The following is a 22424-nucleotide window of genomic DNA, read 5'->3' as shown; positions in this document are numbered from 1 at the left end:
AAATCCGTTCGGAAAGGCGGTGTCAGGGTTTGGCGGCGTCTTCGAGGCCCATCCAGATCGAGCCGTATTCGTCGGCGACGACCATCAGGCTCGCGCCGAGGTTTTGCGCGAAGGCGCGCTCGCTGCGCGACCAGGCGGGCATGATCCAGGGTTTGCCGGCTTTCGCGGCGGCGTCCGCGATCGTCTTGAGATCGGCCTTGTCGGCATCCGTGTTGCGATAGGCGCCGCGGCCGGAATCGAGCGAGAGGTCGCTCGGCCCGACGAAGAGGCCGTCGACGGTCGGCAGGGCGAGGATCGCCTCGACATCCTTCAGCGCGGCGGCCGACTCGATCATCGGATAGCAGCGCGTCTTGGCGTTCTCGTTGTCATAGTACTCCGGCTTCACGCCGCCGTAGCGGGCGGGGCGGGTGCCGGAAAAACTGCGCGTGCCGAGGGTCGGGTATTTGGCCGAGGCGGTGACGCGGCGGGCGTGCTCGACATCGCCGATATGGGGGATGATGACGCTGTCGGCGCCCATGTCGAGCGCCTGCTGGATCGGGATCGCCTCCGGTCCCAGCACCTTGGCGTGCATGGTCATGCCGAGCGCCTTGCCGAGCGCGAGGATACGGTCGAGGGCTTCAAGGTCGAACAGGCCGTGCTCGATATCGAGCACCACATGGCAGTAGCCGATGTCGTGGGCGATTTCGATCATCGCCTGGTGCGGCGTGGAGAGCCAGACGGCGAGATTGTTCAGCGTGTCAGCCATGGGCGGCTCCATCCTTGTTCTGCCGCTCGGCGATCATGGCGGCGATATCGACGAGATCCTGCAATTTCGCGCCGTCGCGGATGCGCGCGACCCAGCTTCCCTCATCCTCCTGGTCGGCGAGGGCGACGTCGGCAATGCCCGCGACCTCGGCCGGCGGCAGAACGAGGATGCCGCAATCGTCGGCGAGGATCGCATCGCCGGGATTGACGGTGACGCCGCCGCAGGAGACGGGGATGTTGTAGCCGCCGCCGAGATTGAGCAGTTTCGTGGTGATCGGCGAGACGCCGCGCGCCCAGGTCGGAACGCCGGCCTCGATGATGGCGGCGGGATCGGTGATCATGCCGTCGACGATGACGGCGGCAAGGCCGCGCTCCTTGGCGACCGCCGCCATGAAACCGCCCCAGGCGGCGTGGCGCTCGTCGCCGGCCCGGTCGATGACGAGGATGTCGCCGGGGCGCACCCGGTCCATCGCGTGGTAGAGCAGGGTGGAATCGGGGCCGGGGATCGAGACGGTCTGGGCGGTGCCGGCGATGCGCACGCCGTCGATCAGCGGGCGCAGGTCATTGCGCATGAAACGGTCGTGCAGGTAGTGGCCGACAGTCGCGGCCTCGACGCGGGCGAAGCGGGCGAGAAGGCCGGCGTCGAGTTGCGGCGCGGGATCGGCGATCCGGTAGGATTTGATCGACATGATGGAAATGCGTCCTATTGCGTGAGAAGTCTGATGGCGGAGGGGGCGCAGGCAAGCGTGCCTGGCTCTTCGGTTCGGGGGGGCGGCGGGCCGTCGCCGTTTCGGACCCGGGCGTGGAGGCGCGTGCCGTCGGGGAGCGCCAGGCCGTAGACGGTGTCGGTGCCGATGTAGACGGCGTCGCTGACCGTCCCGGAAAAGCGGATCGCCCCGCCGGTCTCGCCCGCGAGGAAGTGCAGGGCTTCCGGGCGGATCGCGAGGGTGCAGGCATCGCCGGCGTTAAGCGGTAGGGTGCAGGGCATTTCGAAGCGGCCGTCGGCGGCTTCGACGATGAGGTCCTCGCCGTTGCGGCCGAGAACGCGCGCATCGATCAGGTTCATGTCGCCGATGAAGCCGGCGGTGAAGCGGTTGGCGGGGCGCTCGTAGATGTCGGCGGGGCCGCCGACCTGCTGGACGGTGCCGTTGTTCATGACCGCGATGCGGTCCGACATGGTCAGCGCCTCCTCCTGGTCGTGCGTGACGAAGATGAAGGTGATGCCGAGCTTGCGCTGCATGTCCTTCACCTCCATCTGCATCTCCCGCCGAAGTTTCAGATCGAGTGCGCCGAAGGGTTCGTCGAGCAGCAGCACGGAGGGGCGGTTGATCAGCGCGCGGGCGAGCGCGACACGCTGCTGCTGGCCGCCGGATAACGCGGAGGGTTTGCGGTCGATGGCGTGCACCATGTGCACGCTTTCGAGCGCAGCCTTGACGCGCTGGCGGATCTCGTCCTTGCCGACGCCCTTCACCGAAAGACCGAAGCCGACATTCTCGCCGACGGTGAGATGCGGGAAGAGCGCGTAGCTCTGGAACACGGTGTTGACGTTGCGCTGGTGGGCGGGAATGCCGGTGACGTCCTTGCCGTCGAGCAGCAGGCGGCCGGAGGTCGGCTCCTCGAAGCCGGCGATCATGCGCAGCGTCGTCGTCTTGCCGCAGCCGGAGGGACCGAGGAAGGTGAAGAACTCGCCCGCCTGGATGGAAAGGTTCATCCGGTCGACGGCGTAGGTCGTCTCGCCGCCGGCGGTGCCGAAGGCTTTTCGGATATCGATCAGTTCGATGGCGGCACGGCTCACGCCGGCCGTCCCTGTCGTGGTGTCAGGCGGCATATCGTTCAGAACTCGTGATGAAAGGGGAGGGGCGGCCGGAGGTTTGGAGCCGGTCGCCGCAAGCGCTTTACTGGGCGGTCTTCACCTTGGTCCAGCCGTCCTGGTAGAGTTTTGTCGCGTCACCCACGTCGAGGATGAAGTCGGCCTTCATCAGCTTGTCTTCCGCGGGATAGATGGCGGCGTTCTCCACGACTTCCTTCGGCAGCAGTTCTTTCGCCTTGTCGATCACGGTTGCGGACTTCGAAAGGTTCGCTGCCTTGGCGGCCACATCCGGGCGCATGATGTAGTCGATGAACTTGTAGGCTTCTTCGACATTTTTCGCCGAGGACGGAATGGCGAAACCGTCGATCCACATCGAGCCGCCTTCATCCGGCACGACATACTTGACCTTCGGATTGGTCGCCATCACCTGCGCGATCGAACCGTTCCAGCCCTGCACGATGCAGGCTTCGCCCGAGGCGACGAGATCGCCGAAATTCGTGCTGTTGTAACCGCCGAGCACCTTCTTCTGGTCGATGAGCGACTGGGTCGCCTTTTCGATTTCCGCGGGCGTGGTGGTGCCGGCCTTGAAGCCGTTGACCTGGAGGCCGGCGATATAGGCGGCCAGCATGTTGTCGAGCATGTAGATGCGGCCTTCATACTGCGGGTCCCACAGTGCCTTCCAGCTCGTCGGCGGGGTTTTCACGCAATCCTCGTTATAGGCAAAACCCGTCGTGCCCCAGATATAGGGTACAGACCACTTCTGGCCGGGATCGTAGGAGACGTCCTTGAACGGTGCGCCGAGATTGCCGAGGTTCGGGATTTTCGCGTGGTCGAGTTCTTTCAGCAGGCCCTGCTTGGCGAGCACCTGCACGGTGTACTGGCTCGGCTCGATGAGGTCGTAGCCGCTGGCGCCGGCCGAAAGCTTCGCCATCATCGTTTCGTTGGAATCGTAGGTGTCGAAGGTGACGGTGATGCCGGTCTCCTTGGCAAAATCGTCGACGATCTCCTGCGGCACTTCGCCGGACCAGGCATAGATGTTGAGTTCGGCGGCCGAGGCGCCCGATGCAAAGGCGATCAGGCTGACCGAGGCAAGAAGGGTTCTCCAGTTTTTCATTGTCGCATTCCCCATTTTGGTTGGTGGTTATGATGGTTTGCGGACCGTCTTGAGATAGCGTCCCATGACGATCAGGATGACGATGACGTTGACGGCGATCAGCATGGCGCCGAGCGCGTTGATCTTGGGCGTAAGGCCGGTTTTCAGCGCGGCGTAGATCTGGATCGGCAGCGGCGTGGAGCCGACACCGGAGACGAAGGTCGAGACGACGAAATTGTCGAAGGAGATGACCGCGCAGAGCAGGAAGGCCGAGAGGATGGCCGGAGCGAGCAAAGGCAGCGTCACCCGCAGGAAGGCTTGCCGGCCGTTTGCGCCGAGATCGGCGGCGGCCTCGTCGAGACGCGGATCGAGACCCGAGGCGGCGGCGCGCACGATGAGGAAGCTGAAGGGGATCGATACCAGCACATGGCCGGCAATCAACGTGCCGTAGCCGAGTGGAACGCCGGTCCAGACGGTTGCGACGAGGAGGCCGACGGCGAGCACGATCTCCGGCAGCACGAGCGGGGCGATGACGAGCGTCGAGAAGAGGTTCTTGCCGGCGAAAGGCCGCTTGACGACGGCGAGCGCGGCGCTCGCGCCGATGGCGGTGGCAAGCGCGGCCGAGGCGACCGCGACGATGACGCTGACCTGCAAGCCGGCGCGGAGGCCCCGGTCGCCCAGCGCCTCGGCGAACCAGGCGAGCGAAAAGCCTTCCCAGATCACCGTCGAGCGGCCGGCATTGAAGGCGTAGACGACGAGGACGACGAGCGGTGCAAAGAGGAAAATATAGCCGATGAGCGTTGCGGCGGGGACGTAGAGCGAAAGAACCTTCCTCATGCCCGTGCCTCCTCGACCGAGCGCAGCACGCGCATGTAGCAGACGATGATGACCGAGGAGATGGCGAGCAGCACGACGGAGACAGCCGCGCCCAGCGGGATATTGCGGAAATCGAGGAAGAGCTGGAGGATGAGGTTGCCGAGAATGATGCTCTTGCCGCCGCCGAGCAGGACCGGGATGGCATAGACGCCCATGGCCGGCACGAAGACGAAGAGGATCGCCGCCATGACGCCCGGCAGAGACAGCGGGAAGGTGACGCGCCAGAAGGATTGCAGCGGTGTCGCGCCGAGATCGTCGGCGGCTTCGAGCAGCCGCTTGTCGAGGCCGTTCAGCGCGGCGTGGATCGGCAGCACCGTCGTCGGCAGGAAGGCATAGAGCATGCCGACGAGCACGGCGGGATAGGTGCCGATCATGCGGATTGGCTGTTCGACCAAACCGAGGCCGAGAAGCGCGCTGTTGATCGTGCCGCTCCGGCCGAGCAGCACCATCCAGGCCGACATACGCACGATGAAATCGATCCAGAACGGGATGAGCAGCAGCGCGAGCAGGATGCCGGCGTAACGGCCGGCGCGCAGCGCGATAAAATAGGCGATGGGATAGCCGACCAGCAGACAGACGAAGGTGGAGACAGCGGCGAGCTGGAGCGAATTGACGAAGATCGGCACATAGATGGCCTGGAAGAGCTCGCGGTAGCTCGCCAGCGTGAAGCCGAATTTTGCACCGCCATAGGTGTCCTGCTCGGCGAAGGAGAAGGCGATGACGATCAGGATCGGGATGACAAGGAGAAGGATGGCGCTGAGGAGGGACGGGGCGAGAAGCGCCAGCGTCACGAGGTTGCCGCGGCGCGCGGCGGTCACTTGCGGATCTCCACGCGGGCCTGGCGGGCGGGCTCGACCGGGCGGATGAGGTTCGTCGCGCTGACGGAAAGATGCGCACGCATCGCGGTCTCGGCCTGGTCCGGGTCGCGGCTCGCGAGTGCTTCGTGGATGACCACCATGTCCTTCAGGTCTTCGAAGAGCAGCGCCACCGGCATCCGCGAGACATAGAGGCTGCGCACCGAGAGCGCGTAGAGGCGGTTCAGCGCCTGCATCAGGTAGGTGTTGCCGGAGGCTTCGGCGATCAGCTTGTGCATCTCCTCATCGATGCCGAGATGCCATTCGATCTCCATGCGCTTTGCTTCGACACCGGCCCGCGCTTCCTCGATCAGCGCGGCGAGGCGATCGAGCTGGGCGTCGCTGATGCGCGTCGCGGCAAGGCGGGCGGCCCAGACTTCGGCCTGGAGGCGAAATTCCTGGAGCTGGAAGAAATCCGTCGCGGACGTGGAGGAGACGAAATAGCCTCGCTGCGGCACCGCGAGCAGCAGGTCCTCCTGTGCCAGTCGCTGCAGCGCCTCGCGCAGCGGCGTGCGACCGACCGACAGGCGCTCCATGCATTCCTTCTCGTCGATCGGTGATCCCGGCAGCAGCTCGGCCTTGATGATGGCGGTGCGCAGCCCGTGATAGGCGACGTCGCTGAGGCGCATTTTCTTGGTGGAGAAGGGCTGCAAGGCTTGTCGCTCCATAAAATATATTTTTAAGATATCGTCGAAATATTTCCTGTCAACGGCTCTCGATAAAATCCGATGAAAGTGACAGGCCGGAAAATCGGGCCATGCACGAAGCGCCTGAGAGGGAAGGGTTTGGATGGGCAACCGACGACTTTGGCCGGGAGCGGGGCCCTCGGAAAGCGGTGGAGGCGAAGTCGCCGATTGCGCAAACAACAGCGCTTACCAATGGTGCCAGCAACATTCCGTCCGGCTAGAGAGACGTGTTTTATCCCCCCGGCCGCGGCGTCATCGGCTGCGTGAACGGGTAGCTGCAGTGGGTACGGATTGTCCCGGCGTCTGTTCCACGCCACAATGGGAGCGGAAGGCGTGGCTCCAAACCGCACCGGTGATCGCTCGCCTGCACCTTCCGTCGAGTGAAACCCTGCCGGAGAAGAATGTGGCCACTCTCACCAGGATGCGTGAAGCCCAGAGCGCTGCAGACCCAAGACCCGGTCCGTTTTCCTCAAGCACACCGACCTTCGAGCACATCATCACCGGCATCGACGAAAGCTTTCTCTGGCGGCTCGATGACTATCCCTGGGAGCGCAACGTCTGGAATTTCCACCCGGAATTCGAGATCCATCTGATCCGCAAGGGCACGGGCATTGCCTTTGTCGGTGACTATATCGGCGCTTTTTCGGCGACCTATCTCACCGTCATCGGTAGCGACCTGCCGCATGACTGGGTGACGATGACGGCGCCGGGTGAGGTGATCGAGGGGCGGGACGTCGTGCTCCAGTTCCATCCCGACCGGATCCGCGAGGCGACACGGCTGATCCCGGAATTTGCCCAACTCGAGGATTTCTTCTCCCGCGCCCAGCGCGGCCTCGTCTTTCACGGTGAAACGCTGGCCAAGGGCGCCGACCTGGTCGAGCGCATGGGGGCGGAAAAGGGCGTCGCCCGCTTTGCCCTCTTCCTTCAGCTGCTCGACCTGCTCGGCACGTCCAGCGACTATGACATTCTGTCTTCCCCGGAATATTCGCCGAAGCTCGATGCCGAGACGCTCGATGTCCTCCAGCGCGCCCTCGTCTTCATCTACCGCAACTTCGCAACCGATATCCGGCTTGCGGATGTCGCGGACCTTGCTGGCATGAGCGAAAGCGCCTTTTCCCGCTTCTTCAAGAAGAACACCGGCAACACCTTCACCGATCACGTCAACAAGCTGCGCATCTGGCAGGCCTGCAAGCTTCTGGCGGAAGGCGACATGCCGATTACCGACATCTGCTTCGAGGTCGGTTACATGAACATTTCCAATTTCAACCGCACCTTTCTGCGACAGCACCGTATGACGCCGTCGGCCTATCGCCGGCTGGCGCCCCATCGTCGCTCGCTTCGGGATGATCCCGCAGCAAGCCGATGAAACCTTGCGAAAACACGGTGTTATTTCTGCACTGCAGCATCTCATTTCGCATTAAAGTACAGAATTGCTGCATCAGGCACGCTAGTTCCCCCGGTTCTCTTCGCTAATATCAGCACCAGCGAAACTGTTCGCTGACAGATTGGCGCCGGCCCGAGGAGGTCGAGCCGCGCCGACCATCGAATCCTTAGGGGAGGTTCATCCATGACATCCGTGAAGACGCTCGCTTCGAGCATCGCCTATGCATGCCTTCTTGCCGGCTCGGTCTCGTCGATCGCGCTGGCTGCGGAGTGCTCCGGCACGATCCGCATTCTTGCCCAGCCGCGCGACGGCCTGACGCTTCTGGAAGGTTACAAGGACGAGTTTACCAAGCTCTCCGGCGGCGCATCCTTCGAGATCGACTATCTCAACGAGAATGACCGGCGCGCCAAGACCAAGGCGGATGCCTCCACCATTGGCAAATACAACGTGTATTATGTCGATGAGGCGAATGTTGCGCTTTTCGCTTCCTCCGGCTGGGTCGTGCCGCTCACCGACTATTATCCCGAAGAATACGACTATGCGGATTTCGACCCCGGCCGCCAGAAGGTCGCGACCTATGACGGCAAGGTCTGGTTCGCACCCGTTACGGGCGGCGGCGACCTGATGGTCTACCGCAGGGACCTCCTGGAGGCGGCAGGCATCAAGCCGCCGACAACGCTCGATGAACTGAAGGACGCTGTCCAGAAACTGCACCAGCCGGACAAGGGCGTCTATGGCATTGCGCTGCGCGGCCAGCGCGGATCGGGTGCCAATGTCTGGCGCTGGATGCCCTATTTCAAGGGTTTCGGCGGGGAATGGTTCAACGGCAACGCGCCCGCCTTCAACAGCGAGGCGGCCGTAAAGGCGACGCAGACCTATCTCGACCTCTTCAAATATTCCGCGCCCGGCACGCAGACCGGCAGCTGGGATGAATCGACCGGCGCCTTCCTTTCGGGCCAGGTCGCCATCCTGATCGAATCCACGCCGCTCGCCGGCCTCGCGATCGATCCGAAGACCTCGCAGGTCGTCGGCAAGGTCGGCTACCTGCCGCCCCCGACGCCCTTGACGGGCGGCGGCTACGGCCACGGCCTTGCCATCGGCACCAAGGCCAACCCGGACGATGCCTCCAAGGCCTGCGCCGGCCTCTTCATCGCCTGGGCGACATCGAAGGAGAACGAGAAGCGGCGCCTGGAGGCCAACCAGTTCGGCGAACTCAACCGCACCAGCATCATGGCGAGCGATGCCTTCGCCAAGCTCTACGGTCCGGACCTCGGCCAGGCCCTTGCCGATACCGGCAAGGTCACGGCGGTCAACTTCTGGCAGAGCGCGCTCTGGCCGGATCTCGGCGACCGCTGGGGCATCATCCTGGAGGAACTGATCACCGGCTCGCGTTCCGACATCAAGGAAGGCCTTGCCGAACTCGAAGGTTTCGCCAAGGACTTCGTCGCCCGCAGCCAGTAAACCTTTGAGCCGCGCGGCCGCTTTCGCCTCCCGAGACGGCGGCCGCGCGATCCCGAGGAAACCCCCATGAAACCAAAAACCAGCCTGCCCGCCGTCTTCCTGGCGCCGCCGCTCGTCATCCTGGCGGTGCTCGCCTTCGTGCCGACCGCCTATGCCATCTACATTTCCTTCCGCAACCGCGAGCTCAGCCGTCCCGACGGCAGCTTCGTCGGCCTTGCCAACTATATCGATCTCTTCTCCGACCGCCGCTTCGTCAATGCGGTGGGCGTGTCGCTGACATGGGAGGTGATAACGGTCACGTTGACCCTTCTCGTCGCGATCGTGCTGGGCATCCTACTCTTCGAACTCGCCTCGATGCGCCAGAGGGCGGTGCTGACACTGGTCTTCCTGGTGCCGGTCATCCTGCCGCGCGTCTCGGCTGCCTTCGTCTGGAAATTCGCCTTCCACCCGCTCTACGGCATCATCACCTATCCCTACAAGATGATCACCGGCCAGCCGCTCGACGTGCTGTCGAGCCCCGCCACGGCGCTGATGACGGTCGCGCTGGTCGATGTCTGGCAATGGGGCCTGTTCTTTTCGGTCATCGTGTTGAAACTGCTCGAAACCCTGCCGCCGCAGCCCTTCGAGGCCGCGCGCCTCGACCGTGCGCGGCGCTGGGAGATCTATGCCTATGTCGCCCTGCCCATGTTGAAGGCGCCGCTCATCTCGCTCACCTTCATCAAGATGATCGAGTCCCTGCGCGCCTTCGACCTCATCTATGTCATGACCCGCGGGGGACCCGGCATCGCGACGGAAACGCTCGACATGTATGCCTTCTCGCAGGGTTTCATCGAATCTGGCCGCATCTCCTATGCCTCCAGCATGGCGGTGCTGATGATGCTGGCGACGACCGTCATCTTCACGGTGATCTGGAAGAGGGTGAAGCCATGAACGTCTCCCGTTTCCTCGGCCGCTCCGTTCTCTCTCTCGCGGCCTTTTCCGCCGTCTTCCCCATGGTCTGGACGGCGATCAACGCCTTCAAGAACCGCGTCGATATCGTCACGCCCACGCCGCTCTTCCTCTTCACGCCGACACTCGACAATTTCGCCTATGTGCTGGGTCGGGAAAGCGTCGCGGCGGGCCTTCTCAATTCGCTGCTCGCTGCCGGCGGATCGGTGCTGATCGGCGCGCTGCTCGGCCTGCCGGCGGCCTATGCCATCGCGCGCTATCCGAACCGCTGGTCGGCCGACATCCAGTTCTTCGTGTTGTCGCTACGTTTCCTGCCGCCGGTCGCCGTGGCGATACCGCTCATGGTGATCTGGCTCGATCTCGGCCTCTACGACACGCGGCTCTCGCTGATCGTCACCTATACGCTGTTGACGCTCGCGACCGTCATCTGGCTCGGCGTGCCGGCCTTCGCCCGCGTGCCGAAAGAGGTCGAGGAGGCGGCGCGGGTCGATGGCTACGGCCCCTATGCGGTCTTCCTGCGCGTCGCCTTGCCGATCGCCTCGCGCTCGCTCATCGGCGCGGTCGCCTTTGCCTTCGTGCTGGTCTGGAACGAGTTCCTGATCGCGCTGATGCTGACGACCTCGGATGCCAAGACGTTGCCGATCGTCGCCTCGGAGCTCACCCAGCTCGGCCGCGACGTGCCCTGGGGCATCCTCAACGCCTCGGTGGTGCTGCTCTCCATTCCGCCGCTCCTGCTTGTCGGGATCCTCAGCGGCCTCCTCAACAATGCGTTCCGGCGCAAGAGCAATTGATGACAGGACAATCTTCCATGCAAGCCTTGGTTCTCGAAGAGAAGGGCGTGCTTGCCCTTCGCGACATCGATCTCCCGCTTTCCGTCGGGCCGGAGGATGTCAAGATCGCCGTCCATACGGTCGGCGTCTGCGGCAGCGACGTGCACTACTATACCCATGGCGCGATCGGCGCCTATGTGGTGCAGGCGCCCATGGTGCTCGGCCATGAGGCCGCGGGCACCGTCGTCGCGGTCGGGGAAAACGTCCGCTCCCTCTCGGTCGGCGACCGGGTCTGCATGGAGCCCGGCGTTCCCGACCTTTCCTCCCGCGCCGCGAAGCTCGGCCTCTACAATGTCGATCCCGCCGTGCGCTTCTGGGCGACGCCGCCGGTGCACGGGGTTCTTGCTCCCTATGCCGTTCACCCCGCCGCCTTCACCTACCGCCTGCCGGACAATGTTTCCTTCGCAGAAGGCGCGATGGTCGAGCCGTTCGCCATCGGCATGCAGGCGGCCACGCGCGCCCGCATCGTGCCGGGAGACGTCGCGGCGGTCATCGGCGCCGGTCCCATCGGCATCATGGTGGCGCTGGCGGCGCGGGCCGGCGGGTGCAGCCGGGTCTTCATCTCGGATTTTTCCGCCGAGAAGCTGGCGATCGCGGCCGCCTATCCGGGCATCGAGCCGGTGAATGTCGGCAAGGCCCCCTTCGCAGCCGCTGTCGCTGCCGCAACCGGAGGATGGGGCGCCGACGTCGTCTTCGAGGCCAGCGGCAGCGCGAAGGCCTTCGAGGGCCTCTTCGATCTCGTGCGGCCGGGCGGCGCCGTCGTGCTGGTCGGCCTGCCGGTCGATGCGGTGCGCTTCGACGTCCCGGGCGCCATTTCCAAGGAGGTGCGCGTGGAAACGGTCTTCCGCTACGCCAATGTCTTCGACCGCGCCCTTGAACTCATCGCGTCCGGCAAGGTCGATCTGAAGCCGCTGATAACGGGCACCTATGCCTTTGGCGAAAGCGTCGCCGCCTTCGAGCGGGCGGCCGAAGCGCGGCCGACCGACGTGAAACTGCAAATCCGCGTGCAGGAGGAGAACTGAGCATGGCAAACATCGTCTGCACCCGCGTCGACAAGGCCTATGGCGCGGTCAATGTCATCAGGGACTTCAACCTGGAGATCGAGGATCACGAATTCGTGGTCTTCCTCGGCCCCTCCGGCTGCGGGAAATCGACGCTCCTGCGCATGATCGCCGGGCTGGAGGAAATCTCCGGCGGAGAGGTCTGCATCGCCGGCCGCACCGTTAACGACCTAGAACCGCGCGACCGCGGCGTTGCGATGGTCTTCCAGAACTACGCGCTCTATCCGCACATGACGATCTACGACAACATCGCCTTCGGCCTGAGGCGCATGAAGGTCGACAAGACCGAGATCGACAGCCGCATCAAGACGGTCGCCGGCACGCTCGGCCTGGAGCCCTACCTTGCCCGCAAGCCGACGGAGCTTTCCGGCGGCCAGCAGCAGCGCGTGGCGATTGCCCGCGCCATGATCAAGACGCCGCGCGTCTTCCTCTTCGACGAGCCGCTCTCCAACCTCGATGCCAAGCTGCGCAACCACATGCGCGTCGAGATCGCGCGGCTGCACCAGACGCTCAAGACCACGACGATCTATGTTACACATGACCAGCTCGAGGCGATGACCCTGGCCGATCGTATCGTGCTCATGAAAGGCGGAGCGATCGAACAGGTTGGCACGCCTGCTGAAATCTACGAGCGTCCCCGCACGCTCTTCGTCGCCGGCTTCATCGGCACGCCGAACATGAATTTCCTCGACGTAACAGCGCGCTCCGCTGGCGAAAGCTGGCTGCTGGAGGGCGACGGGCTGCGCTTCAGGGTCGATCGCAAGCGGTTCGACCTTAAGGAGGGGCAGGCCCTTACCCTCGGCGTGCGGCCGTCGTCGCTGTCGCCCGCAGCCGGCGAAGACACGCGGGAGAACACCCTTGCCGGCATTGCCGACCTCGTCGAGTTTCACGGTGACAGTGCCCTGGTTTCCTTCCGTGTGGGCGGCAGGGAGATCGGCGCTCTCGTTCCAGCGAGCAGCCGGCCCGTAACCGGCGCCCCCGTCGCCTTCTCGGCCGACAAAGCGAACCTCCACCTCTTCGATCGCATGACGGGTCTTTCGATGTTGCGGACGGGATCGTAAGGTCAGCGGGTGATTCACCCTGGACAGAGGAGTTCCTGCATGGCCGAGGCGACCGATGCGATCCTGGCGCTTTGCAGGACGTTGCCGCCGACCAGGGCGGCCGTTGTCCACCCGGTCAAGCCGAATGTGATTGAAGCCATCGACGAGGCGGTGCGGGAAAAGCTCATCGTACCGATCCTGATCGGACCCAAGGCAAAGATCGAGGAGGCGGCCACGGTTGCTTCGGTCGATATTTCTGGCTGGGAACTGGTGGACGTGGAACACAGCCACGCCGCTGCCGCGAAGGCTGCGGAGCTGGCGGCGGGGCATCAGGTCAATGCGATCATGAAGGGCTCGCTCCACACCGACGAATTGCTCGGAGCCATCGTGCCGTCGGATGCCGGGCTAAGGACGGAGCGCAGGATCAGCCACGCCTATCTCATGAGCATTGCGAGTTATCCCAAGCCCTTCATCATTACCGATGCAGCGGTCAACATCCTCCCGGACCTGCCGGTCAAGGCCGACATCGTGCAGAATGCCGCCGATCTCTGGCGCGTGGTCTTCGGTGACGGAAACCTTCCCAAGGTGGCTGTCCTCGCCGCCGTGGAGACGGTCAATCCGAAGATGCAGGCGACGCTTGATGCCGCAGCGCTTTGCAAGATGGCCGATCGTGGCCAGATCACAGGTTGCCTCATCGACGGCCCGCTGGCCTTCGACAACGCGATCAGTGCGGAGGCCGCCCGGGAAAAGGGCATCGTCTCCATGGTTGCCGGCGAGGCGGATATCCTTGTCGTTCCCGATATAGAGGCCGGCAACATGCTGGCCAAGCAGCTGACCTTCCTTGGAGGGGCCGAGGCCGCCGGCATCGTGCTCGGCGCGCGCGTGCCCGTTGTTCTGACGAGCCGGGCGGACAATGAGCGGACGCGGCTGTTGTCCTGCGCGCTCGCGGTGCTTCTGGCCGAGGCGCGCGACAAGGGGCAGATCAAGTGAAGGACGTCCTCCTTGTCCTTAACACAGGATCGTCCAGTCTCAAGTTCCAGGTGCTGGGCTACGAGGGGCTCGAGGTACTTGCCAACGGGAAGGTGACGGGGATCGGCACGAGCGCCCGCCTATCGGCAACCGTTGCGGATGCAGGACGGACGATCGACAGCCCGCTCGATGGCAGCGACCATGACACGGCCCTGTCGGCCGTTCTGGACCTTATCGATCGCTTCGATGACGGTTGGCGCATGGTGGCGGCGGTGCATCGCATCGTCCATGGCGGTGCACAGTTCGTCGAGCCCGTCATCGTGACGCCGGAAATCGTCAGGGCGCTCAAGGCGCTCAATCCGCTGGCGCCGCTGCACCAGCCTTACAATCTCGCGGGCATCGAGGCGTCGGATCGGCTGGCGGGGCATGCGCCCGACATTGCCTGTTTCGACACGGCGTTCCACGCGGGGCACGATCCGCTCTTCCAGACTTTTGCAATCGAGAAGCCGCTGCGCGACAGGGGCATGCGCCGCTACGGCTTCCATGGCATTTCCTATGAGTGGATTGCCCGGGCTCTGGAGCAGGACTATCCCGATATCGCCCGGGGCAAGGTGGTTGTCGCCCATCTCGGCAACGGTGCCAGCCTCTGTGCTCTCGATAACGGCGTCAGCGTCGACACGACCATGGGCATGACCGCGCTCGACGGCATTCCCATGGGAACGCGAAGCGGAGCGATCGATGGCGGTGCGGTGACCTATATGCTGCGTGCGTTGGGCATGACGGTGGAACAGGTGGAAGCCGCTCTCTACGAGCATTCCGGCCTGAAGGGCCTGTCGGGGATCAGCAACGACGTGAAGACGTTGCTGGAGTGCGGCGAGCCGGCTGCCCGATTTGCACTCGATTATTTCACGCTCAAGGTCTCGCAATATGCCGCGATGATGGCGGTTTCGATGGGCGGGCTCGACGCCTTCGTCTTCACGGGCGGCATCGGCGAGAACGCGAGCCCGATCCGGGAGGCGATCGTTGCAAGGCTTGCGTTTCTGCCGCCGTTCCAGACCCTTGTAGTCCCGGCCAACGAGGAAATGATGATGGCGATCCATGCACGCGCACTGCTGGAGGCACGGCGATGAAAGGGTTGATCGTCGGTCTGGCGAACGACCAGTCACTGGCCTGGGGCTGCGCCGTGGCGCTCAAGGCGCTCGGTGCTGAAATCGCTGTCACCTATCAAAATGACAAGGCAAGGCCGCATGTGGAGCCGCTTGCCAGGGAGCTCGGGGCGCCGATCGTCCTGCCGCTCGACGTGTGCCGGCCGGAACAGATGGACGATGTCTTCAAGGCCATCGCGGCCCACTGGGGCCGGCTCGACTTCCTGCTGCATTCGATTGCCTTCGCACCCAAGGCGGATCTGCACGGACGGGTCGTCGACAGCTCGCCGGACGGGTTTTCGACTGCCATGGATGTTTCCTGCCATTCGCTCGTTCGGCTTGCCAAACGCGCGGAGCCACTGATGTCCGATGGTGGCGCGATCCTCACCATGAGTTTTTATGGATCCGAGAAGGTCGTCCCCGGCTATGGCATCATGGGGCCGGTCAAGGCAGCCCTCGAATCCACGGTGCGCTATCTGGCGGTGGATCTGGGCGACAAGGCGATCCGCGTGAATGCGCTCTCCACAGGGCCGGTCAAGACCCGTGCCGCGTCGGGCCTTTCGCATTTCGACGACCTGTTGGCAAAGGCTGCGGAAGAGACGCCGCTCAAACAGCTGGTCACCCTTGAACAGGTCGGGGAGGCTGCGTCGTTTCTGCTGTCGGACAAGGCGCGGTTCATCACCGGACAGACGATCTATGTCGATGCCGGCTACAATGTTCGGACTTGAAACCCGGCGGCGACGCCATCTGTCGCCCAGCCCGCGCCTTGGCGGGATCGAGGGATGGTTCGATATCCGGCGGGCAGGAGATGGTCTATCCCTGGCGCTCCGGAAGATCGACGCGCAGTCCGTCGAGCGTGTCCGTCAGCTTGATCTGGCAGGACAGGCGCGAGCGGGCGGGGTCCGGGTCGTGGGCGAAGTCCAGCATGTCCTGTTCCAGCGCCGAGATGGCCGGCAGACGGTCCACCCATTCGGGCGCGACATAGACGTGGCAGGTGGAACAGGAACAGGCCCCGCCGCACTCGGCAAGGATGCCGCGCACATCATCGTCACGGGCCGCCTCCATTAGCGTCAACCCGGCGGCGGCTTCCACGACATGGAGGCTCCCGTCATGTTCCACAAAGGTGATCTGGACCATGGTCGCTTTCCTTTCGTTTGGAACTCTTCAGGGCAGAAGCGCCGTTGCCTCGACCTCGACCAGGAATTCCGGTCGGGTGAAGCCGGAAACGATCATGAGCGTGGAGGCAGGCTTGACCGGGAGATCGGCGACGAGGCGGTCGCGCACCGCCATATAGTCGGCCATGTGCACGCGTTCCGTCACGAAGGCGTTGAAGCGCAGGACATGGGAAAAGTCCGCGCCGGCCTCGGCAAGGATGGCGCGGATATTGTCGAAGCACAGTTCCGCCTGGGCCGTGACCCCTTCGGGGATCGTGCCGTCGCCGGCAAGGGCGAGCTGGCCGGAGGTGACGACGATCCTTCCCGAGGCGACACCGTGGGAATAGCGGCCGAAAGGTGCGGGCAGGCTGGCGGGTTGCAGTGTCTTCATGGGTCACGCCTCCTTGCCGGCAAGTCCGCAGCGGCGCAGGAAAAGTGCGGTCGCTTCGGCGATGATGCGGTCCGCATCGAGTGCTTCGCTTTCCGGCCGGTCCATCAGCACGCGCGCCTGCGCCTCGTATTCGGCATAGTGTTGGGTCACGGCCCAGATGTTCATCTGGAAGAGCAGGGGATCGACGGGTGTTATCTTGCCACTGTCGATCCATTGCTGGATCACGGCGTTCGCCTCCTCGACCGCGGCCTTGAGCGCCGCCCAGTGGGGCGTCATCTCGGGTGCGCCACGGGCAATCTCATTGGCGAAGAAGCGTGAGAGGTCGGGGAATTCCAGCGTATGGCGTACCTTGCGCTCTATATACTGGGTGATCGCCAGCGCCGGATCGTCGCGCGAGGCGGAGAGGAAGAAGATGTCCTTGTAGGCTCCGACGATGTCGCTGAGGACCTGCTGGTAGAGCTCCTCCTTGGAGGAGATGTAGTAGTGTAGCTGGGCCTTGGTGATGCCCGCCGTCTGCGCGATCGCCTGGGTGGAGGTGCCTGACAGGCCGTTGCGCGCGAACTCCTGGATGGCCGCGTTGCGGATGGCGGCGTGGATTTCCTGCCGCTTTTTCTGAAGAGTGCTCATGGGCGGTCCTGGCCTTCCTGGCGATGCGTCGGGATCGGACCGGCACGGGGTGGGTGCCGGTCCGTGGTTTTGCTTACTTGCCCGTCAGCTTGGCCTTGATGTCGAGCCCCTTGCCCTTGTTGACGAAGCGCGTATCGGCGACCTTCGAGAGATCGACGGCGCCAGCCTCGATGATCTTGCTTTCGACGGCAAGGTCATGGAAGGCCTTGATGCGCTCGGGGCTCATCGCGCCGATGCCCTTTTCCACCGCTTCGCCGGAATCGATGATCTGAAGTTTGTCGAATTGCGCCATCTCGGCGTCGAGCTTTTCGACCGTCATTTCCGGATTGGCGGCGATGATCGCTGCATAGGCCGCCTTGCGGTCGCCGTAGAGGTAGTTGTTCCAGCCCTCGATGGAAGCGTCGAGGAAACGCTGCACGAGGTCGGGGTTGTTCTCGACCAGTTCGTTGCGCGTCTCGATGATCGAGCCATAGGTGCTCCAGCCCTGATCGGCGAGCAGGAACACGTCAACCTCGGCGCCCTCCTTTGCGGCATAGAGCGGCTCGGCGGTGCCATAGGCCTGCTGCACCATCTTCTTGTCGCTCAGGAACTGCGCGAGGTTGAAGCCGTAGGGGCGCAGCTGTTCATCCTGGAAACCGAGGCGGGTGACCATCCACTGCCAGAAGCTGAACTGGCCGTCCTTGGAAACGAGCACGGACGGTGCCTTGGTGAGCGCCGCAAAATCGGCATATTCGCCCTTGTGCGCCATGAAGGCCTGCGGATCCTTCTGGAAGATCGCTGCCACGACCGTGGTGGGAATGCCGTTGCGCACATTGTCGAAAGCGAGCAGCAGGTTGCCGCCCATCAGAAAATCGAGCCGGCCGGCCGGCAGCATCGGGCGGGTGTTGACCTGCGGGCCACCCATCCTGATCTCGACGTCGAGGCCGTATTTGGCATAGGTGCCGTCCACCACGGCCTGGTAGAAGCCGCCATGGCCGCCTTGGGCCAGCCAGTTGGTACCGAAGACGACCTTGTCGGCGGCCCAGGAGGAGCCGGCGGCGAGCAGCAGGCCCACGGCGGCGAAAAGACTTGTCATGTGTTTCATGCGCGTTTCCCCTTTGGTTGTTTCAGGCGTCGGTGCGGGCCATGCCATCGGTCCAGCCCCGGGTCTTGCCGGGATTCATCAGGCCGTATGGATCGGCGCGCTTCTTGAACTCGATCTGCGTCTGGTCGATCTGCTTCATGCCGCCGTCCTCGATGGTCACCACATGAGGGTCGAAGATCGTGCAGCCGTCCGTCTCCTCCACTTCGGCGATCAGGCGGTACATGGCCTCTTCGCCGCGGTAGCGCACCAACGGCAGGGCGAAGATCTGCACCTCGCCGTCCATACGCGCCATTTCGTGGTGCCAGTAGATCTCCTCGCCGTAGCGGGCCATCTGGCGGAGCACGAGGTCGGCATCGAAGGGCCGCGGATACGCGACCTGCAGATAGGTCCAGCTCTTGTCCGCCTTGAGGGCCTGCAGCGTGGTGTGGTTCCAGCCGCATTCATAGGCCGGTTGCAGGCCGGCGGCGCGGATCTCCGGCTTGCTCATGGCAAACGAGATGCGCCCGCCAAGGGCTTCTGCCTCGGCGGTGAAGCGGGCCATCTCCTGCGGCGCGACCATGGCGAAGACGGCGTCCCGGTCTGCGGGAAAGAGATCGCCGAGCTTGTTGTAGAAGGGCGCAAAGCGACGCTCGACGGTGGTCAGCAGGTAGCAGTCGAGCCCCTTCTGCTGCGCCAGCGAGGCGAAACGTAGCGCGGCGTCGTAGCCGTCGAAGAGCGCGGCGGTATGGATCCAGTCCGTTGCGCGGGTGAGGCCGACGCCGAGCTCCACCACGATGCCGTTGGTGCCATAGGCGTGCTGCACCTTCTGCACGTCTTCGCCGTGGAGCTCGATGACCTGCGGTTCCGGTTCGACGGTGACGACCTTGGCATAGGTGAGGTTGCCGGGGTCGCGCAGCATGCCATGGCGCAGCGAGCCGATGCCGCCAGAGCCGCCGGCGACGAAGCCGCCGATGGTCGCCATCTGGCGGGTCGAAGGATACATCATCAGTTCCTGCCCGGTCTCGTGCGCAGCGTCATCGAGCCGCGAGATGCGGGCGCCCGCCTCCACGCGCACATGGCCGTCCGTGATCTCGATCACTCTGTCGAGGCGGGTGAGGTCCATGACGATACCGCCGTCCAGCGGCACGCACTGGCCGTAATTGCCGGTGCCGCCGCCGCGCAGTGTAAGCGGAACCTTGTGGCGGGCGACGACGGAGGCGACATGCACGACCTCCTCAAGGCTCTGGGGTACGACCACCAGCTCGCCCAGCTTGTCCTTCAGCTGCTCGTTGAGGATGGGGCTATACCAGAAGTAGTCGCGCGAACGCGCGGCGATGTAGTTCTCGTCGTCATGCAGGCGGATCCCATTCAGCGCCGTCTTGATCGACGCCCAGTCGCGGTGTCCGGTCATGTCTGTTCTCCTTCGTGGTCGGTCAGGATGCGGCCCCCCCGCCAGACCTGTCGGTCGGCGCGGGGACGGCTCAGGGCATCGGTCAGATCCTCGGCGTCGAGCCGGATGAAATCGGCGGGGCCGCCCTCGACAAGCGCAAGGCTCCGGCCCATCCAGCGGGCCGGTGTCTCGCTCACCGCGTCCAGCCAGTCCTCCGGCTGGAGGTGGCCGAGCAGGGTCGCGCTGCGAAAGGCGTCGAAGAGGTCATAATCGCCGAAGGGGAAGAAGGCGTCGCGCACGTTGTCGGAGCCGATCATCACGGCAAGGCCTGCGTCCCGCGCCTCATGCAGGGGCGCAAGGCCGCGCAGGCGCGGCGTGCGGCCTGCCCTGGCGTCCTGCAGGTAGGCGTTGCAGCCTGGCAGCACCGTCAGTCCGACACCCGCTCCGCCCGCTCGGGCGAGAATGTCCGCGACCTCCGAGGGATCACGCACCGAGAGCGCGCAGCCATGACCGCACAACACCCGGCCGGAAAGGCCGCGCCTTTCGGTTTCCACCACGATGGCATCGATGCCGCGCGCCTCGATGTCCAACCCCTCATCGACATGGAAGTCGAGCAGAAGATCGTGCTTTTCCGCAAGATCGAAGACGTGCGCGAGCCGGGCCTCGAGGTCATTGTTGCGATAGATGAATGCCCCGAGCACCCCACCCGTCGCCTTGACCTCACCGGCGATGGCTTCGCCGACTTCGGCGAAGAGATCGAGCGGCGTCAACGAGGCAAGCTCCAGATGGAGGCGACCCTGCCATTCGTCGGCAAGCCCGCGCAGCACGGTCCAGGCTGCCGGCGGCGTCGCGCCGTGCCAGTCGACATGGCTGCGCATCAGCGCCGTGCCGTGCCGATAGGCGCGATCCAGTCCCCGGCCTGCCCGCCGGCGCAGATCGGCGTCGTCCCAGAGTGCGGCATCGGCCTGCATCATCTCGATGGCGTGGAAGAGCGATGTGGCACGGGCTGGCATCCGGGAGGCGGTGAAGGTCTTGTCGAGATGGGTGTGAATGTCGGCCAGGAGCGGCAGGACGAGGCCGCCATCGCGGCTTGCCGAGGGGGCGAGGGCCGTGATGCGGCCGCCGTTGATGGCGATGTCCCAATGGCCCTCCCGGCCAGCGAGGCTGGCGCCTGCAAGGCGCAGGCCCGCTGCGCCGGCATCGGCGAGGCTGGTGGTCTCGATGGTCCGCATGAGGTTCACGTCTCGCGCTTGATTTCGCTTTCGTGCCAGTGGCCGAGCACGAGGTTCGACAGCCAGGACGTGACGAGGAAGATCCCGACCCCCAGCACCGAGACGAGGAACAGCGCGGCGAACATGCGCGGGATCTCGTTGCGGAAGCTCGATTCGAGGATGCGTGAGGCAAGGCCGGTGTTCTGCCCCGCCGTGCCTGCGACGAATTCGGCGACGACCGCGCCGATCAGCGACAGGCCGCCGGCGATCTTCAGCGCGGCCATGAAGTAGGGGAGTGCCGAGGGGATCAGCAGGTGGCGCAGGCGCTGCCAGGGCGTCGCCTGATAGAGCCGGAACATGTCGCGCAGGTTATGGTCGGCGCTGCGCAGGCCGATCGCAGTGTTCGACAGGATCGGGAAGAACGCGACGATCCAGGCGCAGATGAGCAGCGCGAAGAAGGTGTTGCTGACATAGATGAGGATCAGCGGTGCGATGGCGATGATCGGCGTTACCTGCAGGATGACGGCGAAGGGAAAGAGGCACATTTCCACCGTGCGCGACAAGGCAAAGAGCATGCCGAGCAGCACGCCGCCGATGATGGCGAGGCTGAGTGACAGCAGCGTCAGCTTCACCGTGAACGCCGCGCTCTGCATCAGAGACGACCAGTCCTCGACCAGCGTCTTTGCGATCAGGCTTGGCGCGGGGATCAGGTAATGCGGAACCTCGTTGTACCAGACGAGGAATTCCCACAGTCCAAGCACCACCAGAATCGAGATGATGGGCATGATGACGCGCAGGCGCCGTTCGCGGCGTTCGAGCAGGATGCGCGGATCGACGATTTCGCTTTCGGCAACGGCCGGATCAATGGTTGAGATCGACATGGTCCATGGTCCCTTCGAGCGCGTTGCTGACCAGACGGCAGTTCTCGGTGTACTCGGATGTCATGCGGTAGGCGCTCGTGCGCGTCTCCGCGCCGGGCAGCGCGATGTCGTGCACCACGCGGCCGGGGCGCGCGGCCATGACCACGACGCGGCTGGAGAGATAGACGGACTCGAAGACCGAATGAGTGACGAAGATCACTGTCAGCCCGTGCGAGCGCCAGAGGCCCAGCACCTCGTCGTTGAGCTTGGATCGGGTCATCTCGTCCAGCGCTGCGAAGGGTTCGTCCATCAAGAGCAGCTTCGGCTTCGTCACCATGGCGCGGGCAATGGAAACGCGCATCTTCATGCCGCCCGAAAGTTCGCGCGGATAGGAGCGGGCGAAATTGGCAAGGCCCACCATGGAAAGGGCCTCTTCCACGCGGGCTTTCGCCTCGCCCTTGCCGAGCCCCTGCAGTTTCAGGGGGAGGAAGACGTTGTCGAAGACCGTTGCCCAGGGCATCAGCGTCGCTTCCTGGAAGACATAGCCGATATCGCTGCCATGGGGACTTTCGCCGGCCGGATGACCGTTGACCGTGATCGAACCCGAGGAGAGGGACAGGAGACCGGAGATCATCTTCAGTGCGGTGCTTTTGCCGCAGCCCGAAGGGCCGAGGAAGGACACGAACTCACCGTTGCGGATCGTCAGCGACATGCCGCGCAGCGCCACGGTACCGTTTGCGAAGCGCTTGTAGACGTCCTTCATGTCGATGAGGGCGGGCGCGCCGGTCAGGCCGGCGGCCTTGGGGAGAGGGCTTGCCGCGTTCATG

General features: G+C 64.3%; 24 protein-coding genes. 9 read left to right on the top strand and 15 right to left on the bottom strand.

Annotation, left to right across the window (positions count from 1 at the left end; genetic code table 11):
* Positions 1–22 precede the first annotated feature (22 nt).
* From EXZ48_RS18860 to EXZ48_RS18830, 7 genes are all read right to left on the bottom strand, one after another.
* Entirely contained in the window at positions 23–745 is a 723-nt protein-coding gene (locus tag EXZ48_RS18860; RefSeq protein WP_130517625.1) for an HpcH/HpaI aldolase/citrate lyase family protein, read from the bottom strand.
* Complete coding sequence (locus tag EXZ48_RS18855) at positions 738–1433, bottom strand: RraA family protein (RefSeq protein WP_130517623.1); 696 nt, start codon at positions 1431–1433, stop codon at positions 738–740. Before EXZ48_RS18855 ends, EXZ48_RS18860 begins: the two co-directional genes overlap by 8 nt.
* Positions 1434–1447: 14 nt before the next feature.
* The gene (locus EXZ48_RS18850) at positions 1448–2539 is read right to left on the bottom strand and encodes an ABC transporter ATP-binding protein (RefSeq protein ID WP_245462196.1); all 1092 of its coding nucleotides are present in this window, start codon (positions 2537–2539) and stop codon (positions 1448–1450) included.
* A gap of 100 nt (positions 2540–2639) precedes the next feature.
* Positions 2640–3668: a PotD/PotF family extracellular solute-binding protein gene (locus tag EXZ48_RS18845; RefSeq protein WP_024269880.1), complete on the bottom strand. Its 1029-nt coding sequence runs from the start codon at positions 3666–3668 to the stop codon at positions 2640–2642.
* 27 nt (positions 3669–3695) lie between these two features.
* The gene (locus tag EXZ48_RS18840) at positions 3696–4484 is read right to left on the bottom strand and encodes an ABC transporter permease (protein ID WP_130517620.1); all 789 of its coding nucleotides are present in this window, start codon (positions 4482–4484) and stop codon (positions 3696–3698) included.
* Positions 4481–5341, bottom strand: a complete 861-nt coding sequence (locus EXZ48_RS18835) for an ABC transporter permease (RefSeq protein ID WP_130517618.1) — start codon at positions 5339–5341, stop codon at positions 4481–4483. Before EXZ48_RS18835 ends, EXZ48_RS18840 begins: the two co-directional genes overlap by 4 nt.
* Complete coding sequence (locus tag EXZ48_RS18830) at positions 5338–6030, bottom strand: GntR family transcriptional regulator (protein ID WP_023515416.1); 693 nt, start codon at positions 6028–6030, stop codon at positions 5338–5340. Before EXZ48_RS18830 ends, EXZ48_RS18835 begins: the two co-directional genes overlap by 4 nt.
* A gap of 436 nt (positions 6031–6466) precedes the next feature.
* Between EXZ48_RS18830 and EXZ48_RS18825 the strand changes: the two genes are divergently transcribed.
* From EXZ48_RS18825 to fabI, 9 genes are all read left to right on the top strand, one after another.
* Positions 6467–7429: a helix-turn-helix domain-containing protein gene (locus EXZ48_RS18825; protein WP_371260157.1), complete on the top strand. Its 963-nt coding sequence runs from the start codon at positions 6467–6469 to the stop codon at positions 7427–7429.
* A gap of 201 nt (positions 7430–7630) precedes the next feature.
* A complete protein-coding gene (locus EXZ48_RS18820; protein WP_130517616.1) occupies positions 7631–8908 on the top strand; it encodes a sugar ABC transporter substrate-binding protein in 1278 nt (425 codons plus the stop codon).
* A gap of 66 nt (positions 8909–8974) precedes the next feature.
* Entirely contained in the window at positions 8975–9838 is an 864-nt protein-coding gene (locus EXZ48_RS18815; RefSeq protein ID WP_130517614.1) for a carbohydrate ABC transporter permease, read from the top strand.
* Positions 9835–10647, top strand: coding sequence for a carbohydrate ABC transporter permease (locus EXZ48_RS18810; protein WP_023512083.1), 813 nt, complete (start codon positions 9835–9837; stop codon positions 10645–10647). The genes EXZ48_RS18815 and EXZ48_RS18810 overlap by 4 nt, the downstream gene beginning before the upstream one ends.
* A 17-nt stretch (positions 10648–10664) precedes the next feature.
* Entirely contained in the window at positions 10665–11708 is a 1044-nt protein-coding gene (locus EXZ48_RS18805; RefSeq protein WP_130517613.1) for an NAD(P)-dependent alcohol dehydrogenase, read from the top strand.
* Between the two features lie 2 nt (positions 11709–11710).
* Positions 11711–12808: an ABC transporter ATP-binding protein gene (locus tag EXZ48_RS18800; protein WP_130517611.1), complete on the top strand. Its 1098-nt coding sequence runs from the start codon at positions 11711–11713 to the stop codon at positions 12806–12808.
* A gap of 39 nt (positions 12809–12847) precedes the next feature.
* A complete protein-coding gene (locus EXZ48_RS18795; protein ID WP_130517609.1) occupies positions 12848–13777 on the top strand; it encodes a bifunctional enoyl-CoA hydratase/phosphate acetyltransferase in 930 nt (309 codons plus the stop codon).
* Positions 13774–14886: an acetate/propionate family kinase gene (locus EXZ48_RS18790; protein WP_130517607.1), complete on the top strand. Its 1113-nt coding sequence runs from the start codon at positions 13774–13776 to the stop codon at positions 14884–14886. The genes EXZ48_RS18795 and EXZ48_RS18790 overlap by 4 nt, the downstream gene beginning before the upstream one ends.
* Positions 14883–15629 carry an enoyl-ACP reductase FabI gene (gene fabI / locus EXZ48_RS18785; RefSeq protein ID WP_130517605.1) on the top strand — a complete coding sequence of 249 codons (747 nt, stop codon included), beginning with the start codon at positions 14883–14885 and terminating at the stop codon, positions 15627–15629. The genes EXZ48_RS18790 and fabI overlap by 4 nt, the downstream gene beginning before the upstream one ends.
* Before the next feature lie 85 nt (positions 15630–15714).
* Here fabI and EXZ48_RS18780 read toward each other — a convergent pair whose 3' ends face one another.
* From EXZ48_RS18780 to EXZ48_RS18745, 8 genes are all read right to left on the bottom strand, one after another.
* Positions 15715–16038 (bottom strand): 2Fe-2S iron-sulfur cluster-binding protein, encoded by a 324-nt coding sequence (locus EXZ48_RS18780; RefSeq protein WP_023512077.1) that lies wholly within the window; start codon positions 16036–16038, stop codon positions 15715–15717.
* 27 nt (positions 16039–16065) lie between these two features.
* On the bottom strand, positions 16066–16446 hold the full coding sequence (locus EXZ48_RS18775) for a RidA family protein (RefSeq protein WP_130517603.1): 381 nt from the start codon (positions 16444–16446) through the stop codon (positions 16066–16068).
* Positions 16447–16449: 3 nt separating this feature from the next.
* Complete coding sequence (locus EXZ48_RS18770) at positions 16450–17073, bottom strand: TetR family transcriptional regulator C-terminal domain-containing protein (protein ID WP_050746252.1); 624 nt, start codon at positions 17071–17073, stop codon at positions 16450–16452.
* 73 nt (positions 17074–17146) lie between these two features.
* Positions 17147–18157 (bottom strand): ABC transporter substrate-binding protein, encoded by a 1011-nt coding sequence (locus EXZ48_RS18765; protein WP_130517601.1) that lies wholly within the window; start codon positions 18155–18157, stop codon positions 17147–17149.
* A gap of 22 nt (positions 18158–18179) precedes the next feature.
* Positions 18180–19547 (bottom strand): FAD-binding oxidoreductase, encoded by a 1368-nt coding sequence (locus EXZ48_RS18760; protein ID WP_130517599.1) that lies wholly within the window; start codon positions 19545–19547, stop codon positions 18180–18182.
* Positions 19544–20758, bottom strand: coding sequence for an amidohydrolase family protein (locus EXZ48_RS18755; RefSeq protein WP_130517597.1), 1215 nt, complete (start codon positions 20756–20758; stop codon positions 19544–19546). Before EXZ48_RS18755 ends, EXZ48_RS18760 begins: the two co-directional genes overlap by 4 nt.
* Before the next feature lie 5 nt (positions 20759–20763).
* On the bottom strand, positions 20764–21618 hold the full coding sequence (locus EXZ48_RS18750) for an ABC transporter permease (RefSeq protein WP_023512615.1): 855 nt from the start codon (positions 21616–21618) through the stop codon (positions 20764–20766).
* The gene (locus EXZ48_RS18745) at positions 21599–22423 is read right to left on the bottom strand and encodes an ABC transporter ATP-binding protein (RefSeq protein WP_130517595.1); all 825 of its coding nucleotides are present in this window, start codon (positions 22421–22423) and stop codon (positions 21599–21601) included. The genes EXZ48_RS18750 and EXZ48_RS18745 overlap by 20 nt, the downstream gene beginning before the upstream one ends.
* Between the last annotated feature and the right edge of the window lies 1 nt (position 22424).

It is taken from the genome of Shinella sp. JR1-6 (assembly GCF_004284735.1).
Taxonomy (GTDB): domain Bacteria; phylum Pseudomonadota; class Alphaproteobacteria; order Rhizobiales; family Rhizobiaceae; genus Shinella.
Note: the sequence above shows the minus strand (reverse complement) of the source record. Positions and strands in the feature narration are given on the sequence as shown.